Source organism: Candidatus Ancaeobacter aquaticus (assembly GCA_030765405.1).
GTDB classification, from domain to species: Bacteria; Auribacterota; Ancaeobacteria; order Ancaeobacterales; family Ancaeobacteraceae; genus Ancaeobacter; species Ancaeobacter aquaticus.
This window is the reverse complement of sequence record JAVCCP010000007.1, coordinates 96,198-114,147: the sequence shown is the minus strand read 5'-3', so window position 1 is coordinate 114,147 and position 17,950 is coordinate 96,198. Positions and strand designations below refer to the sequence as shown.

General features: G+C 37.0%; 13 protein-coding genes. All 13 read right to left on the bottom strand.

The annotated features are described in order from the left end of the window. Window positions 1–9: 9 nt before the first annotated feature. Entirely contained in the window at window positions 10–1,326 is a 1,317-nt protein-coding gene (locus tag P9M13_01105) for a flippase (protein MDP8261885.1), read from the bottom strand. 94 nt (window positions 1,327–1,420) lie between these two features. Continuing rightward, window positions 1,421–1,600 (bottom strand): Trm112 family protein, encoded by a 180-nt coding sequence (locus P9M13_01100; protein ID MDP8261884.1) that lies wholly within the window; start codon window positions 1,598–1,600, stop codon window positions 1,421–1,423. A gap of 125 nt (window positions 1,601–1,725) precedes the next feature. After that, window positions 1,726–9,678, bottom strand: a complete 7,953-nt coding sequence (locus P9M13_01095) for a hypothetical protein (GenBank protein ID MDP8261883.1) — start codon at window positions 9,676–9,678, stop codon at window positions 1,726–1,728. 165 nt (window positions 9,679–9,843) lie between these two features. Beyond that, window positions 9,844–10,722, bottom strand: a complete 879-nt coding sequence (rfbD, locus tag P9M13_01090; protein MDP8261882.1) for a dTDP-4-dehydrorhamnose reductase — start codon at window positions 10,720–10,722, stop codon at window positions 9,844–9,846. Next, window positions 10,719–11,750, bottom strand: coding sequence for a dTDP-glucose 4,6-dehydratase (gene rfbB / locus P9M13_01085; GenBank protein ID MDP8261881.1), 1,032 nt, complete (start codon window positions 11,748–11,750; stop codon window positions 10,719–10,721). Before rfbB ends, rfbD begins: the two co-directional genes overlap by 4 nt. A gap of 52 nt (window positions 11,751–11,802) precedes the next feature. Further along, window positions 11,803–12,528 carry a sugar phosphate nucleotidyltransferase gene (locus P9M13_01080; GenBank protein MDP8261880.1) on the bottom strand — a complete coding sequence of 242 codons (726 nt, stop codon included), beginning with the start codon at window positions 12,526–12,528 and terminating at the stop codon, window positions 11,803–11,805. Between the two features lie 105 nt (window positions 12,529–12,633). Then, on the bottom strand, window positions 12,634–13,089 hold the full coding sequence (locus P9M13_01075; protein MDP8261879.1) for a dTDP-4-dehydrorhamnose 3,5-epimerase family protein: 456 nt from the start codon (window positions 13,087–13,089) through the stop codon (window positions 12,634–12,636). Beyond that, entirely contained in the window at window positions 13,086–14,108 is a 1,023-nt protein-coding gene (locus P9M13_01070; GenBank protein ID MDP8261878.1) for a lysylphosphatidylglycerol synthase transmembrane domain-containing protein, read from the bottom strand. The genes P9M13_01075 and P9M13_01070 overlap by 4 nt, the downstream gene beginning before the upstream one ends. Beyond that, on the bottom strand, window positions 14,105–14,641 hold the full coding sequence (locus P9M13_01065) for a DJ-1/PfpI family protein (GenBank protein ID MDP8261877.1): 537 nt from the start codon (window positions 14,639–14,641) through the stop codon (window positions 14,105–14,107). Before P9M13_01065 ends, P9M13_01070 begins: the two co-directional genes overlap by 4 nt. Next, entirely contained in the window at window positions 14,629–15,549 is a 921-nt protein-coding gene (locus tag P9M13_01060) for a sugar phosphate isomerase/epimerase family protein (protein MDP8261876.1), read from the bottom strand. Before P9M13_01060 ends, P9M13_01065 begins: the two co-directional genes overlap by 13 nt. 36 nt (window positions 15,550–15,585) lie before the next feature. After that, a complete protein-coding gene (gene rpsU, locus P9M13_01055; protein ID MDP8261875.1) occupies window positions 15,586–15,753 on the bottom strand; it encodes a 30S ribosomal protein S21 in 168 nt (55 codons plus the stop codon). 110 nt (window positions 15,754–15,863) lie between these two features. Further along, the gene (locus tag P9M13_01050) at window positions 15,864–16,544 is read right to left on the bottom strand and encodes a TonB family protein (protein MDP8261874.1); all 681 of its coding nucleotides are present in this window, start codon (window positions 16,542–16,544) and stop codon (window positions 15,864–15,866) included. Between the two features lie 75 nt (window positions 16,545–16,619). Beyond that, window positions 16,620–17,918 (bottom strand): glucoamylase family protein, encoded by a 1,299-nt coding sequence (locus P9M13_01045; GenBank protein ID MDP8261873.1) that lies wholly within the window; start codon window positions 17,916–17,918, stop codon window positions 16,620–16,622. Window positions 17,919–17,950: the final 32 nt, after the last annotated feature.

Genomic DNA, 17,950 nt, shown 5'->3' with positions numbered 1-17,950 from the left:
TTAAATTTTCTATTTAAAGATGTTTCTTAACCTTGCAATATTAAGCGTATTGACAATTAATCGTACATTGTTTCTTGATTGCTTAAATAAACCTATGGATAATACTGCTATCCCATATGATATAACTGTAGCTACTGCCGCACCGATACCGCCATACAAGGGAATTAATATGAGATTTAGCGCCACATTACTTATTGCACCTAATCCGGTTCTATAGAAAACAATTTTTGTCATATTCTCAGTAAGTAAATAATGATACGTACCAACTCCTAGGAATATAAAAACAGCAGCCCATATATGAACCGCGAGTATTGGGCCCGCCCCAAAATATTTAGCACCATACAAAGCATGAATTATATCATAGGAAAAAAAGCTAACAATGACGGCGATCAAAATAGACGCCCACATTAAAATGTCGTATATTCTTTGAACCCTTTTCATATAGAGCGTTTTATCCCTGCTTTTCAACTTAATTATGGAAGGATAAACAGAACTTGTCAGAGCAACCGGAATAAAATAACATGCCTCCGAAATACGAACCGCAGCGGAAAATTTTCCAACAGCGGTATTGCCGATCATATGTCCAAGCATAATTTGATCTATCCGCATGTATATAACGACAAACAATCCAGAAAAGACAAGAGGCCAGCTGTCTTTTAAAAGCGAGTATGCAATATTCAGAGATGGCTTCCAATCAATTTTCTTCTTTTGCTCTTTTCTATATGCCCATACAAGAAAAACACTAAATAGGACTGTTTCTGCAAGAAACAACCACGCAAAAACAATAAGTGACGCATGGAGAAGTATAAGTATGATTTTTCCTGCGCTTACCGCAAGGAAAGATCCTGTAATACAATACACCGTATATTTAGACTGTACCTGAGACTGAAAATAAAAATCTATAACCTCAAAAGATTTAAAAATGAAGCCTGCTGCAATTATTATTATAATGAGTTTAACAATTCCTGTATGAGGCAACAAAACGGTAATAGCATAAACCGTAGCGGTAAAAACCAAGATACCCGCTATAAACTTTAGCAGAAAAGCAGTACTCAACACTTCTTCGCGGTTATAGTTATTCTTTACAAGTTCTCTCACCACGATACTGTCAAGCCCAAGAGTTGTCAACGCTCCGCAAATAACTATACAGGCAAGCGCATAATTTAAAATGCCGTATTCCGTAGGCCCCAAATAACGCGCGACCCATACACCGACGAAAAGACCTACAATAGAACGAATAACTCTTTGCGCTGACAGCCACATAGTGTTAGTAAAAACTTTTTGCAGCCCTTTATGATTTATTAATTCTGATAAACGTTCTATCACTACCAATAACTCCTCATACATAGGTTAAAACAAAAAGGTGTCCCGATTTTGATCGGGACACCTCATTATTACTTCGCAACGTTTTAACAATGTCTCACTCTTCTTTTTTAACAGGTTTCTCTGCCTCATCAACAAGCATAATGGGTATACCGTCGCGTATAGGATACTTCAGTCCACAATCGGGATTCGTACAGACTATCTTCTCACCTTCAAGCTTTACATCTGATTTACACTCAGGACATGCCATAATATCTAACAGTTCTTTATCTACCATATTACCCCCCCATAATTTACAGACAATATACCAAATATACTGTATAAAATCTATATAAAAGGCTAGAATAGAATTTGTTTCAATTCGAGATGCGAGATACTAAGTACGAAACACAAATGCAGAAATTATGCGGCTATATCGAGTGCCTGTGCGGCCTTCATTGTTTGGCTGAATGTAGCGCTGTTATAATTAACAGGCGGAAATATTTCTAATTTGCCGTCTTTAACCAATTCATTTATCCTGGGATCAATATTTACCAGAAGTTCAATTTCATCTTTACTCAGGTCTATCATCGTACCATCCGTACGAAAGACAAGCAAAGACAGAAGTTTCCCAACCCAATTTCTGAAATATTTATAATCATAGGTATGTGCGACCATACTTAAATTATCAGGGGTGATACTCTTCTTTAATTTCTGGTTAAATGACTCAACTATATACTTAACAATGTCTGTCTCTTTCTTTTCTCTAACAACAGAAATAACATTATTTTTCCTATTGATCATTAATGAATTTAATTCATTATCGATTTCAGGAATTGCCGGCAAAAGGATATTATCTTTAAAACTATCATAAACAACAACACCAGCTCCTTTGCCCGCATAAAAATCAAGCATCCTAATGTAAACATCGATTACAGCTGGAGGCTTGGCAATAAGATTGTTGTTCTTTAATTCATAGAAATTCCTCTTACTAAAGCCTACTAGACTTCCCCTCTCCACGGACTCTCCAAGTAAGACAAAATACCTTAGAAACTCAGGGGAACTTATTGTTGCCCTTTGTTCATCAGTCAACTTGTTTAAATCTTTTCCATACAACCCCAAGGCAACCGCATTAGAAGTTGCTTCATTAACAGTAGGAACTAAAACAGCCGCCGTTTCCATATCAACTGTATTGATCCTATTTTCAATCACATTTCTGTAAATATCGATATGTTTATCAGAGATTTTCCCGCCGTATGTTTCCGTTAAAAAATCATCGTAGATATCATCAACACTCACAGATTGATTCCTCATTTTTTGCATCTTATATTCACTGATAAATTTATTCCTATTTCTTAGTGCATTTGCGATATATTCTCTCGGCTGTGCCTCTGAAATGAATTCTTCCAGTATTTTATTATTCATAGCAAGCAAACCGTCTAGCATTATCGGTGCAAGCTCTTCTGAAACCATGCGCTTATTGCCTTCTTTTGGTATGTTCTTTAATGCTTCTTCTCTTTCAAATTCTGTAATATAAGACATCAATGGTTCATATAGCATACGAGCGATCGACGGATAATTATCAGGCGCAAGATAATCTTTTTGGAGATAATATTCCAATGTATTTTTTACAACATCGATTGAAAGGGTACTACCCTGCCGGCGATCGGATCCACCACCATCATCACGGCCACCCCATCCCTTAATCGTATCAATACTATTTAACTTTTGAGGCACATTGATAATTGACGGCATTTCACGGTAGTCTTCCTTGTAAAAAAGACTTATTACATACTTATTCGTCCCTTTTGCGCCAGCCGGAGGGGCCCGGGCAGAGATAATAGCTATTGGTTCTTTTTTACTTACAAAGTATTTTCTTTCTTTTAAGTATGCAATAACATTTGGATTATAAATCATTGGCCCTTCATCAGGAAATTCTACTGTAACGATACCGCTTTTCTCATCATATATAACCTTTCCTTCATTAATAGCTTTATCTACCATTTCTGCGGTATCCACAAGCTCTTTAAATCTGTTTTTGCTCATTTCTTCATAATCACTGAGACCTAATGGCAATACATTTGGATTATCTATCTTCAAGCCCTGCACACTGATCTTTTTGAGAAGGTCAGGTATCTTATCGGCATATATTTCAAATGCATTTTCCTTTGCTGGCCCTTGTTTATATATATCTTTTTGCATACCAAACAATATATTCGCAAACAACTTCATCTTATTTATAAATTCAGCCGATAAGACATCCTTCACCAATAGACCAAAATCAGTGTAGTAAGCAGTTTCATTAATCAGAGTAAGTAAAACATCATTATTTTTTATCTCATTCCAGTTTTTGAGCACATAATAGGCAAGCATACTGTCTGGATCAACGTGGCTGGTAATATAGCTCAATGATTTGTAATCGTCGAAAGGTATTTTCCCTGTCGATGGATCAGTATTCTTCTCTAAAAATTCAATCATCTGAGATGTCGCTGTTTCTCTCCGTAAATCTGGGTCAGCATAGTGGTGATCAGCGGTAATGATAGACTTGTTAAATATTTTTAGTATGGCCTTATTATTTTCGCCGCTGTCATCATAAAGATGGCAATCACTGATAAATACGGTATCTCGTCCTGCATATTTAATATACAAGTTATACAAACGTTCATTTCCTATAAATATATTCTTGGAAAGATCAAAGACTTTCGTCTTCTCGACAAAGGCACCAAAAAAAACAGACTCAACTGAATACAAACCCTGTAAATCGATAAGATAATCTTTAATATCTATCTTCTCTTTCGAAAGCAAACGCAGTGATAGCTGAACGCTTTCTTCCGATACCGCTTCCTCTATCTCGAGTCCTTTCATCTCGGATTCGTGGCGTAGTTCGTGAAATATACCTACTCCAAGAACAGTTCTTAAAATATTCTCTTTTTTCCCAAAAACATCAAATACGGCCTTATTAATACCGATAAAACCGTCTCCTATATGGTCCTCAAACACATTTGGTGATTTATCAAGAAGTGCGATCGATATATTTTTACCGCTGAGATTTTTAAGACGATCACGCCAATCCGGGTACAAATTTTTATAGTCTTCGAAAACGTCTGTAATTATTCCCAAGATATCAACTCCTTCAGGAACGATTTCGTTTAGACGCTTATCAATATTGAGAGAAAATATCACATCTTCAAAATGAATGGGGGTTGGTTCTGCCGTTTCACTTTTGATCATATCCCGCAACCCGCTAATTGTCTCTAAGGTATATTCTTTTCCACGCGCAACATAGGTGTTTGAAGAATATTCTCTATCTAAGCTTTCATTAAGACGTGCAGGAAAAGCCGCAACCGCAACAGCTTCCTTTATCGGCGTATCGACAATGTCTATGGGCGTATAGATAATGTCCTGTTCAAGTTGCTTGAGCTTCTTTATTCGCGGATCATTAATAAACACGCTATCGAGATGTGCAACATAAAGATTGTTTGATATCTCATCAAGCGCCGTACTCTCTTGCGGCAACGTGCTTTCATCATACATACCTGCGATCTTAAGAAATTCAATATAATCAATATCCCATTTTTTAAACGGTATTCGCTCAGCAATCTCACCCATTGTTTCGGAAGCATTTTTAATGCTCTCTCTGTAAGTATTCATCCTTTTCCATACAGCTTCTTTATAATCCTTAAATCGTCCATCCTGCAAAACCTTATAACGATCCCCCAACTGCTCTATTTTTGATTGCACCATTCTTTTCATATTCTCTTTAAGCAAGATAAATTCTTTTACATCTCCAAGCGTGAGTTGATTAGCGAGAAATGTGATATATGATATTTCTTCAACGCTGATATGAGGAAGAAAAAATAGATATGCCTGAGCGTTATCAACCATATGTTTCTTAATTATTTCATACGCAGGTTTCATATCATTCACTTTCAATTCTTTATCGCGGAAGGCAAGTGTCAGTTCATTGAGAAGTATTGATTGCGCCAGTGGCATATCAACTAAATGCGCACCTCTGACAACATCTATTTTGTTTAAATACTCATACAAATTTATCTGTAATATATTCTGACCTGCACGTTCTACTATGTCGGTATCCTTATCCACATACTTATCGTAAATAAACTCCCACTTCATATCAGGAACGGAAGAGTTTTCCAGAAAAGCATTAATAATTTTCTTTAAAGACGTGAGCCGAGATGTAATATCAGTAAATGACATACCGCTAGCGGCAATATCAGCTGCGAAACGCTTTTCTGGATTCTTTCTTAAATCAGGTTTTGGAGCATCATCCCACACAAGGTGCAAAGGATATGATTTCTGTAGTTTTGCGAACTTTTCTTTAGTGAGTTTTTTATTACGACTTTGGGAGTTATTCCACATGGATATTTTATTAAAATCATACTTATACTCTTCGGCCTTTTCTTTTGCGACTACAGGGTCAATGCCATAATACTTTGAAATCATAGCAGCAAATTTATTTCGATAATCAGTTTGCGCCTTTTGAGCAATATTCTCGATACGCCTTGCAATAAGCCTATTGTTCTCAATACGGTGCGCACTAGGTTCAGTTATAAACAAACCAGGAGGAATACCCTTTATCTCAATTTCCCATCCATTCTTTTCCAAAACATCTATCTTTAGTATTTTTTGCAGTGTTGTAGAAACATTATTTTTCAATTTTTCGACATTAACACCTCTAAGTGCGCCCTTATTAAATGTAAAAAGAAGCGCCTTGTTAGCCAACTCAGAATAATTTCCCTGACTTACCGCTCTAGCCATTTTAAGAATCTTATCAACTATAATTTTTTCTATTTCTTTCTGAGTGATGACTCCACGCCTGGATTTTGCTTCAATAAGAGTGTCATCCGTCACGGCATCAATTTCAGTATACTCTCTCCCTTTAACATCTCCCGGGATAGGCAGCGATGTGCTGACCTTAACGATAGTCTCTCCCACACTTTTCAGATGATACACATGATACAATTCATTTACAAGCCCCTGCAATTCTCCTTTACATTTGCCCTTTTGATTCATAACCTCTTTTATATGTATATTGGTAATGTGATATTCATCAATGTTGGGAATCTCGCGTACTACACGACCAATATTTTCTATATCTTTAAAATCAAAAAAGAAATCAAGAATCATGCCGACACCGTGTGATTCCATGATGTCAGAAGGAATGGAAATAAAGGGATCATTTGCAATCAAAATAAGATTTTTTACGCTATCAAGATCCCATTTTGCCTTAGAATTGTCTGCAGATAGTATCTCTTTAATTCTTTCATCTTGAATCAGGTTTTCACTAAAACACTCAGTCACAAAACTATTAATATAGGGATCATCAATGGCTTTAGTCCCTGGCACAGCAGTTTTCTGCTCAACAACCGGCGGGCCACGCTCTTGATAGCTCTTTAAATAAAGTAGAGAAAAAAGATATTGCGGATTTGTCTCAAAAAGCTGTATTAAACGATCCACTCCAAACTCTCCCCCAAGCTGTATTAGTACAGACTTAAGGTCAAGTTCCTTCAATTTCTTTATGAGAGGGTTTATCGTGTCTAAATCAGGTGACAGATTCCTAGTGATCCTTTGCGCAATAGTTTCAAGCATATAATCGTTCAAATCACTATAAATAGCATCCGTAACTTTCCCTGATTTTTGAGCCTTTTTTAGAATCGCAACAAAACCTTCTGCCTTTATATCCTTTCCACTTAAAAAGTCGGTAAGCATTTTCTGTCGCGGTTTATCAAGTGTTAAGAAATAATTAATGTCTGCAATATCAACTGCTATTTCTGAATCCTCAGGATTAAGATAATGATGAAATTCGTGGCGTAGTGTAAAGAACAATATTTCCCTGAATCCCTCAAGATTTTTCCTGTCGGTTTTTCCATACAATTCATAGAGCTTTTTATGGATTGAGATCACTGCGTGCTCGTCATCAGTATGGAAATCGGCTAAATGACCGCCATATATCATTTTTAATATTATTGTTTTATCATTTAAGACATCGTTTATCCGGCTTCTTTCCTCTTCAATTTTAAACCACTCTACCTCAAGTTTTTCTTTTTCAGCTTCTTTTTGATCAATTTTCTCTTGAGAAAGCATCCCTGCGTATATGTGGTATATGTGGCGTTCGGTCTTTTCTATATCTTTATACAACTTTTCGGATGTTTCATCTAACTCACTATTTAAGTGCCTCAAATATTTATAATAAGTATCTAGCAATTCCCGGGTAAACTGCTCATCAAACTTATCCAGATGTAGAGGTGTCATAGGAATGATATTCTCTGGCACCTTATCAATATTAGACGGCGGCAATGCCATTATATATTTTGATACCCATTCTTTGTTTGCTGTTTCCATATCTATAGGAGACATCCTGAAGCCTACCAAGTCAGCTAGCGATGAGTCCCATGACTCAGTGAGAGGAGGTTGCTTTTCATCCGGTATGATAATATCTTCTTCTTTGATACGTAACAGTATCCCTTCAGTCAATACGGTCTGTAAAGGTTCTTTGAGGCCTGAAATTCTTGTTACAGAGTTACCGTAATCTTCTGTTTCTCTTACGTCAAAACTATCAATTTCATTTTTCTTCTTTACTAGAGTGCATGTATAACCATCTATTTCAACAGTAACGCGCTCTTCATCTAGTGTCTTGAGAAGAAAATTAAGAAAATACACATATGATTTTAACTTCAGATAATTTTGGTGATTCATTTGCGGGCTCATCCTGAGCTCTGGAGCTAGCCGAGTGCCCACTCTATCAAGAAAGCGATCCAGTACGGTTTCCTTACTGCTCATGATATTCTGATACAGTGAGTCGTCATATTTCTCTGTCATACGCGGAGTAACAACCAGATAGGAATACCCTGCGTTTTTTATTTTTTCTATAATACCGTCTTTATGAAAACCACCGGTAACAACCACTGCTGTTCTTAGAACATTTCTTTTAAATTCTCTTATCATGTTATCAAAGATCACACTATCTCTTTTAATTGCAATACTGTAAAAATCTAATGCAAAAGCAATATCAAGTCCCCTATCTTCTCTGATGTTTCCAAGCATACTTTCAGATACAATTCCTCTTCCGTTATTCATAATAAAACTTATAGCATTCTTAAGGTCGCAGATGCCCGGATCCTTCATTATTTTTTGAGCTTCTGATCTGGTCATTTTGAGAGTAACTAGCTTCTCGGAGAGGAGAACATTATTCCATAAGCGGTCAAATTGAGCCTGTTGCGGGGTTTTTATAAGATTTTCTTTAATGACTTCAGTGAATTTTTCGGCTTCTTCATACAGTTTCTGAGCATCTATATGGGATTGCATTTCAATTACCCTGGCATATAAAAGCAAATTAAGATACTTACTCTTTGCTTTTAACTCTTCAGAGGGGAAAAGAGCATTTTCTTTTCCAAGCTGAATTAAATAGTTATAGTAATCAGAAGAAAGCATCCTTCCAGTCCTAAAAAGCAAACTTTTTTTAACTATATCTGCCAGCTCTTCTTTGACAAGGCGCTTACTTAGAACATTAATAAACGCTTCACGTTCACCATCCACTTTCTCTATAGACAACATCTCTTCCAATGCAATAGATTGCAAAACAATCATAATATTTACATATGAATCAATGTTTACATTCATTTCTAGTGCTTTTTGAGAAATATATTTACAGAACTCTGTAAATTTCATATCTCCTTTAATATATGCCTCTTCCTTTCTGTACAACTCATTCAAAGACCCCTTGCAGATCTTTTGTCTTATTATTGAAAATGCATTCTTTATAGGATTGAGTATCTCTTCATTTGTCTGTTTTTTAGCCGTCGCATTTTGGAAAGCGTTAAGATCCCGATAATACAATTCCCGATTCTCTACCCCATAGAGAGCCGCAGGCTGCTTTCGAGCTGTAGACGCGTAATACTCGCTTCCTGTTAAATATCCTATTTTTAGAAGATAATCCGATATCATTGTCCTTTTTACTGTATCAGATATTGAACGAATGAAACCGGCATCAAGAATCCCTTTTGCACCCTCTACAAACACCATTTGTGGACTAAAGGGAGAAATAAATGATGATAATATTGTGGAAATATTCTTCTGAGCTTCAAGATTTGCGTGGGAATCCTGTAAAACGATTATTGTTTTATGTGCATTGGATGTATCTTTTGAAATGTACTTTTCGGTAATTGATCCGAAATTTTCAGGAATTACAACTTTATTGAGATCAATTGAACTTGCTATGTCGGTCAAAGGTATCTTGGGAGTTATTGCGAAAGATTGGCGAGGAACTCCCACAAAAACTGATGTATAAAGGAATACACCTGCTATACACAGATTGATACATTTAAGATATACATTATATCTTTTTGTATTATACATACAAATCACCTCACGCAAATACACTTAACATGTTTACATAAAGTATTATAACTTATAAACTTAGGATTGTCAAGGCTTGCGCTGTAAAAAAAGGGACTAATAAAGACTATCTAAAATGTTAAATTACAGGTATTTACATATATTATGCAGGTATGAGAGGTAGATTTATAAAAGCGTCTTCACATATTCACTAATTGCTTCCTGCCAAGGTCTCATTGAAATATGTGCGTTATCAACAAGTTTTGCTGTATCAAGAACAGAATAATGGGGTCGAATCGCTATACGCGAGGATTTTTTCGATTGAATTGGGTTTATTTTTTCTGGGTCAAAACCAGCTATTTCGCAGATCTTTCGCGCTTGTTGATATCGAGAGCAAGCGCCCCCATTAACGACGTGATATATACCCGTTTGTGACCGGTTTACTAATTGGACAATTGTATCAGATACGTCTTTGGTATATGTCGGCGTGCCGATTTGATCGGCAATAACATATTGCATTTGGTTTCGTCTAGCTTTATCAACAATGTTACACGCAAAATTTGTCTTGTAATCTCCATATAGCCAGGCAACACGTACTATGAGATGCTTATCAGCAATACGTGCCATTTCTTCACCAAGCAGTTTGCTTTTGCCGTATTCATTAATAGGGTTTGGAGGATCCTCTTCGGTATATGGTGATTGTTTGCTCCCATCAAACATATAATCGGTACTGATCTGTACAAATGACGCAGATACTTCATTACACGCAGTTGCCAAATATTCTACCCCGTGGCCATTGACCGCATATGCAGCAACAGAGTTCTTTTCACACCAATCTACATCAGCCATTGCAACAGTGTTTACTACTACATCCGGAGAGACTTTGAGAATAAGTTCTCTTACTTTTTTCTCATTGGATATATCAATTCTATAAGCATCAGGATCAGATAACGCTGAGTGAGGACCATAGATAGGAATACAGTTTTTCCCGAGATAGGCTGTAAGCTGGGCTCCAAGAAGACCGTTTGCACCAAGAACAAGGTATTTTATCTCTGAAGATGTCATTTTGATGAAGCTTCTTTTATCCTTTTACCGTACATCTTTTTGTAATATTTCTTAAATTCACCGGATTTAATTTTTTTCCACCACCACTGATTATCGTTATACCACATGACGGTTTCTTTAATACCTTCTTCAAATCTCTTCTTCGGTTTCCATCCTAATTTCTTTATTTTATTGATCGAAAGAGAATACCGTCTGTCATGTCCTAACCGATCTGATACGTGACGAATAAGAGACGATGGCTTTTTGAGTGTTTTTAAAATAGTATCTACCACTTCCCTGTTTTGTTTCTCATTGCCCCCACCAATATTATAAATCTCTCCATTTTTTCCTTTTTTGATCACAAAATCTATTCCGTCACAATGATCAAGCACATAGAGCCAATCACGAACATTTTTACCGTCACCGTATAGCGGCAAGGGTACATCTTCGATCGCATTTGTCACAAAAAGAGATATAAATTTTTCAGGATACTGATATGGGCCGTAATTATTTGACGCGCGGGTTATAATGACAGGCACATTGTACGTAGCCCAATAAGAATACGCCAATCGATCACCACCGGATTTTGAAGCAGAATATGGGTTTGATGGAAGAAGAGGGCTCTCCTCTGTTGCAGATCCTTTTGCAATACTTCCATACACTTCATCGGTAGATATTTGGATAAATTTCTCAATGCCGCGTATTTTTGCCTGCTCTAAAAGGTTATACACTCCCATCATGTCTGTTTTAATAAAATCACTGGGATCCCCTATTGACCGGTCAACATGTGTTTCAGCAGCAAAATTGACCACAATATCAATACCACGGGAAAAAACCTTTTTTACATCTTTTTCGTTTGCAATATCACCTTTTACAAAAGTATGTCTGGAGTCTTTGCTCACACTTTTCAGATTATCCATATTCCCGGCATACGTCAGTTTATCAAAATTGATGACATGGATATTTTTATATTTTCCAAGCACATAATGCACAAAATTAGCACCAATAAATCCCGCCCCACCCGTTACTAACACTCTCTTGTTGTTCATATCATATCCTGTTGTAGCAATTATGTTTTAGTTTTTCGTATTTCGGTTTTTGCTATTTTATTCCTAATTTTTTTGTTACAAGATTGGTTGCCCTATATAATGACTCGAATGTTCCCGCATCAGTCCACCATCCTTTGAGCGTCCCGTACGTCATGTTTTTGCGCCGTATATACTCGTTATTAACATCGGTTATCTCTAATTCTCCGCGCGATGACGGTTTGAGATTTTTTACAATATCAAATACTGAGCTATCATACATATAAATACCGGTTACCGCATAATTGCTTTGAGGATTCTTTGGTTTCTCCTCAATATTTACAATAGTATCACCATCAAACACAGGGACCCCAAAACGTTCTGGATCTTCTACCTCTTTTAACAGTATTTTTGCTCCATCTTTTTGTTTTTTAAAGTCTTCCACATAACAGGTAATATCATCTTCAATAATATTATCGCCTAAGACAACCATTATTCTATCTCCTGCAACAAAGTGTTCGGTAAGTCCCAATGCCTGAGCAATACCGCCCTCACCTTCTTGATATGTATAATTAATATGCTTTAGGCCAAAATCTTTTCCGTTCCCTAAAAGACGCAAAAAGTCGCCCGCATTGTTACCGCCAGTCACAATAATAATATCCTTCACCCCAGCTGCAACAAGTGTTTCTATAGGATAATAAATCATGGGTTTATCATAAATAGGCAAAAGATGCTTATTGGTAATTTTTGTCAGTGGAGATAACCTTGTCCCCAAACCACCAGCTAATATAATCCCTTTCATAACATCTCCTTTTTTCTTTATCTATGAACCATGAACTATCCCCTACGGGGACTGTACCCAGAAAAATTTACTTATAAATTTTATGGGTGTGAACTACTAACGAAATTACCCATCTTTTCTCGCCCAATCATAAGGGATATCCTCTGAATCAGGGGGAATGCGAAACTCATCAGGGACTTTATAATCATATGCTTCTGTCGGTAAGTTTATAACAACAGCTTCTTTTTCACTGATACATTTAAAACCATGAACAACACCAGGAGGAATAGATAGAAGCATAGGGTTATGTTCACCCATAAAGAATTCGTTTACTTCTTCAGATGTTGGTGATTTTTCCCGTTGGTCAAATAAAACAACCTTCATCATGCCGGATATGACAACAAAATGATCAGTTTGTTTCTTATGGTAGTGCCACCCTTTAACTGCGCCAGGATATGCAGTCGTAAGATATACTTGTCCAAACTTGATAAACATTTCTTCATCATTTCTTAAAATCTCCATTAAACGACCGCGTTCATCAGGCAACACTTTTAATTTTTTTGTTTCCACGCCATCTATCATAATTCTGTATCCTCCTCAATAGTTTGATCTTCTATCTTCTCTACTTCCTCTAATTCTTCTTCTGATATTTTATTTTGTGGCAATAAAAGAAATATACCGCCAACAAGGCTCCAGAGCACCATTATAACACGCAACCCAAGCGCCATAGCGAGATACCTCGCACTTTGTTCATATATAAGATTAAAAAAGTACACATAAGCGCTCTCCCCGACACCTAACCCCCCTACTGATATGGGTAACGCTGAAACAACCGAAATAACGGGAACAAATACAAAATAATTAATAAACGGCACATGAACAACACCAAAGCATTTCCCCAACAAATAGACTGCAATAATTATAAACACCTGCATGAGCACTGACAATAATACTGTTATGAATAGTGTTATTTTATTATGCCGGTATATATAGAGCGCGTGATATATTTTAGTAATAGTATGCCGAAAAGGCAACCTATTATAGATGTTTTCAACAAATGGAATCTTTTTTAATACTTCTTTCTTCATAAAAATCATACCCAAAAGGAGGTATACCCCCAAAACAATAAATATGATATGAATCGCATGAGTAAAACGTTCATCACCATATAAAAACAATAATGCTACGCCACTTACAAAAATGAGTGCAAACATCCCCACAATTCTATCGACCAATACCGTTGTAACTGCTTCTGCTTTTTTTTCTTTCGTTTCCTTATAGACATAATATCCTTTTATAAGATCTCCACCGGTAAGACCAAGCATGAAATTATTAAAGAAGAGCCCTATAAAAAAATATTTTACAAGATGGAAAAAAGGTATCCGCACACCCTGAACCCTAAGCAATAAATCCCATCTAATCACACTAATAAACGGACAAAATGTAAACAATGCTAACGCAATAAAAAACCACAGAAAATGAGCATGCTTTATTGACTCAACAAAGCTGGATAGATCTCCCCTCATTTTGTAAAAAAGCACGGTGAAACACAGGATGGTTATCAGTACACGTACAATTGTAAATAAGGCACTCTTCTTCATTCCCGTCCTTTCAACGTATCACACTTCCCCAGCACAGCCTGTGCAAATTTTTCTGCAGATGCAGGGCCATCAGCAGTAATTACGTTCCCATCAATTTCAATGTCACTTTCATTATATATCGCGTTACACAGACGCAACTGTTCCCCATCACCTGAAAAACATGTCGCCTTCTTTCCCGCTAAAAGACCTGCGCGTGCAAATATTATCGGCGCACTACAAATAGCAGCAACTATACTGCCTAATGATAAGGCGTCACGTGCAATACTGTGGCACAAGGCATCGTCCCAGAAACCTTTAGACCCTTTGCCGCCGACAAATATGATGGCGCAATATTCCCTAACATCTATATCCTGAAGTGTTTTCTCGGCTATAACAACATGGCCTAATTTGCCAATGCATTCACCAGTACGAGTTGATGCAGTGACGATATGATATTCAGCGCTCTCGAAAATGTCTTTCGGAACAAGATACTCTTCATCACGAAATTCGTTCGGGGCGATTATCATTAATATAGCGTTATTCACTCCGGACATATTTCCTCTTTAAAGAATTGTAATCCCTTTTCTATATCACGAGCTGTTGCAGGCTGATGTATTTCAAATACTTTAATTGTTTCTTTATTAATATATTGTTTTAGCCTACGAAAATTAAAAGTACCTGTCAAAGGTGCTCGGTGATCATCGCTTTTTGCGATATCATGTATATGAACACCTATTATCCTGTCGCCATAACTCTTTAAATAATCATCATGTGTTTCAAACCCAAGATTTTCTCTAAATTGGGCATGTCCGACATCGTGCCAATAAAAAACGTTACTCCCTTTAAACCTATCGAGTATTTCACCTATTTCATCGAACGATGGAATCTCTCTGAGATAGTACCTGTTTTCAACACCTATCCTGATTTCCTGTTTCGTTGCATATTGATTAAGTTCTTCAAGGCTCCGAATAGCAGCATCAAGATATGGCTTTTTATGTTTTTCTCTTTTAGCTAAAAAAATACTTCTTACTAATGAGAACTGTTTTGTAGATGCTCTATCTGTTTCTAAGAGATGTATCAATCTTCTTGACCCATCAAAATGTATACCAACTCTTCCGAGGTGGATAACAACAACACGTGCGCCTACATCTTTAGCTGCATCAATAGTCTTTTTAGTAAAGCTCACAGCCCGCTTTCTTTCATCTTCATCTGGAGATGAAAGCAAAAACATATCGGGTGTTGCATTGATCTTCTCGGGCACAGTCGGTAATGGGCAATAATTATGAAGGCTGACAATGGAAGTTTTGCCAGCCTCATACATTTCTTTTAACTCATTGTAGAGCATTTTAGACAGGGACGAACCAAGCTCAATATGTGAAAAACCCATTGATTGTGCCTGATCAATTATCTCCTTGCCATTTTTTGCTCTCCAAGCGTTCCAGACCGTAGATAGTGCATACATAGTATACTTTATAGTTTAGAAATACAGTTCAAACGGTTATCTTTTTCGTGCATCTTTCGCCTTACGCCTTTTTTTCTGGCTAGGCTTCTCGTAATGACGATGCTGTTTAATCTGTTTCATTATTCCTTCTTTATCAACTTTTTTCTTTAAACGCCGTAACGCCTTTTCTATCGGTTCATTTCTCTTTAATGTCACTGTTGTCATGTATCCTCACCCCCTCCACACTTTTGGTAATGCTTTTAAAATATCCTCTAAAACTGAAAAAGTCAAGAATAAAACAACGACAATCCCTTCAACGGAATCATGTGTAAACATCATTCAAAGTGTATTTTAACGAGAAAAACAATCTCTTGCTCTTTACAGCTTGAAGGAAAAGGAGGGAAAAAGTGAGATGCTTTTTTTACCGCGCTTATTGACGCATTATTAAATGCTTTAACTGGGGAAATATGTTTCTTTGGGATACTCACTTTCTTAAGCTTCCCATTTCTATATACGACAAACGAAACAACAACTTCTCCCGTTATCCCTTTATCACGTTCTTCTTTCGGATACTCAAGAAACTGAATTATTAATTCTTGGAGCAGTTTCTTGTAACTTATTACCACATTTGCTGTACGAAGCTCACTTTCACTTACTTCAACCCATTCGATCTCTGTTTCTGTCCCGGTTTTCTTTCGCACCTCTTTTACTGGTCGAACCTCAATTTTTGGCTTTGGCAAGACACGAACACTACCGACGAGCGGCTTTCCGAATGGCACAGGGGCAACTTTAGGTGGAGTGACACGCGTAGAAGGAATTCGAACACTACCTGTGCTGCCTCCATGTCCCTTATTTTTATCAAATAAAGGGGCTTTTCGATAATGCATAAGGAGAAATTCAATATAGTTGATCTTTTTTGGTATTACACCAAAAAAATATCGCCATCCACCAAAAGCAATAAAATGGACGATGAGTGATATGGTTATTGCAAATATTAAAACTTTTTTCTTTAGCATCTTATTATCAACGGTAATGAAAATCGTACATAACAGCGTAAATGCCTTCTACTAGCGACAACGCCATAATGTGCTTTATTTTCTTTTATCAATCATACACTTTTTGACCCAATCTTTAATATAACGGTTTCTCATAAAATATTTCCATACCGTACCATAAAGATAATCATCTATCATCAGTACTGTTATCCCTTGATCTATTCCTAAATATTTCTTGCAAAACCATTCCTTATCGATGTTATAGGCGTCATAGAATCCATATTTCCCATAAACCTTGTTTCCAAACTGTCTATACATATATTCCAAAGCGTTAATACATATAGTCGGCGCGAAAGGTATCGAACCCGCAACAGCACACGGCGCTACTGTCCCATCCTGCAGACCTCTGCCCGGTCGTGATCCATACCCTTTATATCCGTACGGACCATAACTTGCCGTTAGTCCCCATGAATTAAGACCGTATGTACGAAAATCTTTTGCCTTCTTAATGCAATACTCTCGATTTAAGATTGTCGCTTTTATTGAATTATCAAAATAGTTTATGTCACCGTCATAGAGATACTTAAGGTCAATCCATGCATGCGAATACTGATAGACAAACAAACTACCCGTGAGACAATATATCATCGGCCCAATCTTAGAATCAGCCATTGGCCGTTCCCACTCACTCCAGGACTTCTTTGGGATCGAATATGTTGGGGAAGCGATCGCAAGTGCGTATAATAATATTGATTCGCTATAACTATCCCAATAATACGGCAAAAAACCTGTTTCAGGTTTCCACCCCATACAGAGTATCTTCTTGCCATTAAGCATCCATTTCCAATTCACTCTTCGGTACAGTTGATCTGCGATTTTCTCTACTTCCGTGCCCTTGTAAAATTCACCCGCAAAAAGCGCTCCTGCAATAAAAAGAGCCGTATCAATTGATGATGCCTCACTCCGCCACACCCTTTTGCCTGTTTTCATGCTGACAAAATGATAATAAAATCCTTTTTTGTGCTTAACTCGATCACGAAATGTATAGAGTGTATTAAGTACACGATTATACGCATCTTCGTGGGGTATCCATCCATGCGATTCAGCAATACAAAGTGCTGTTACACCAAAACCAACGGCGGCAATACTACAGGGAGAGTATGGATCAGAACTATCTTTTACAAGCCCATTATTCGGATTAGATTCATGCAGAAAATATTTAAAGGAATCTTTTTCTACCTTCTTCAAAAACTTTTTTACCTGCGAGTCCATTCCTTCTGAATAGGCATTTTCAGTACACACAGTATATAAAACAAGTGACATGCAGGCAAAAACAACACAAATAGAGGTAATAAATGGTTTTAGGGAATACTTCTTATTGACAACCCTGGCCATACGGAAACATCGACAATCGCAAGAAGTATTGT

Coding starts and splice junctions, on each gene's coding strand:
- P9M13_01095 (MDP8261883.1), bottom strand. CDS start 9,678: ATGTATAATACAAAAAGATATAATGTATATCTTAAATGTATCAATCTG.
- rfbD (MDP8261882.1), bottom strand. CDS start 10,722: ATGACATCTTCAGAGATAAAATACCTTGTTCTTGGTGCAAACGGTCTT.
- P9M13_01065 (MDP8261877.1), bottom strand. CDS start 14,641: ATGTCCGGAGTGAATAACGCTATATTAATGATAATCGCCCCGAACGAA.
- P9M13_01070 (MDP8261878.1), bottom strand. CDS start 14,108: ATGAAGAAGAGTGCCTTATTTACAATTGTACGTGTACTGATAACCATC.
- P9M13_01075 (MDP8261879.1), bottom strand. CDS start 13,089: ATGATAGATGGCGTGGAAACAAAAAAATTAAAAGTGTTGCCTGATGAA.
- P9M13_01060 (MDP8261876.1), bottom strand. CDS start 15,549: ATGTATGCACTATCTACGGTCTGGAACGCTTGGAGAGCAAAAAATGGC.
- P9M13_01045 (MDP8261873.1), bottom strand. CDS start 17,918: ATGGCCAGGGTTGTCAATAAGAAGTATTCCCTAAAACCATTTATTACC.
- P9M13_01100 (MDP8261884.1), bottom strand. CDS start 1,600: ATGGTAGATAAAGAACTGTTAGATATTATGGCATGTCCTGAGTGTAAA.
- P9M13_01080 (MDP8261880.1), bottom strand. CDS start 12,528: ATGAAAGGGATTATATTAGCTGGTGGTTTGGGGACAAGGTTATCTCCA.
- rpsU (MDP8261875.1), bottom strand. CDS start 15,753: ATGACAACAGTGACATTAAAGAGAAATGAACCGATAGAAAAGGCGTTA.
- P9M13_01050 (MDP8261874.1), bottom strand. CDS start 16,544: ATGCTAAAGAAAAAAGTTTTAATATTTGCAATAACCATATCACTCATC.
- rfbB (MDP8261881.1), bottom strand. CDS start 11,750: ATGAACAACAAGAGAGTGTTAGTAACGGGTGGGGCGGGATTTATTGGT.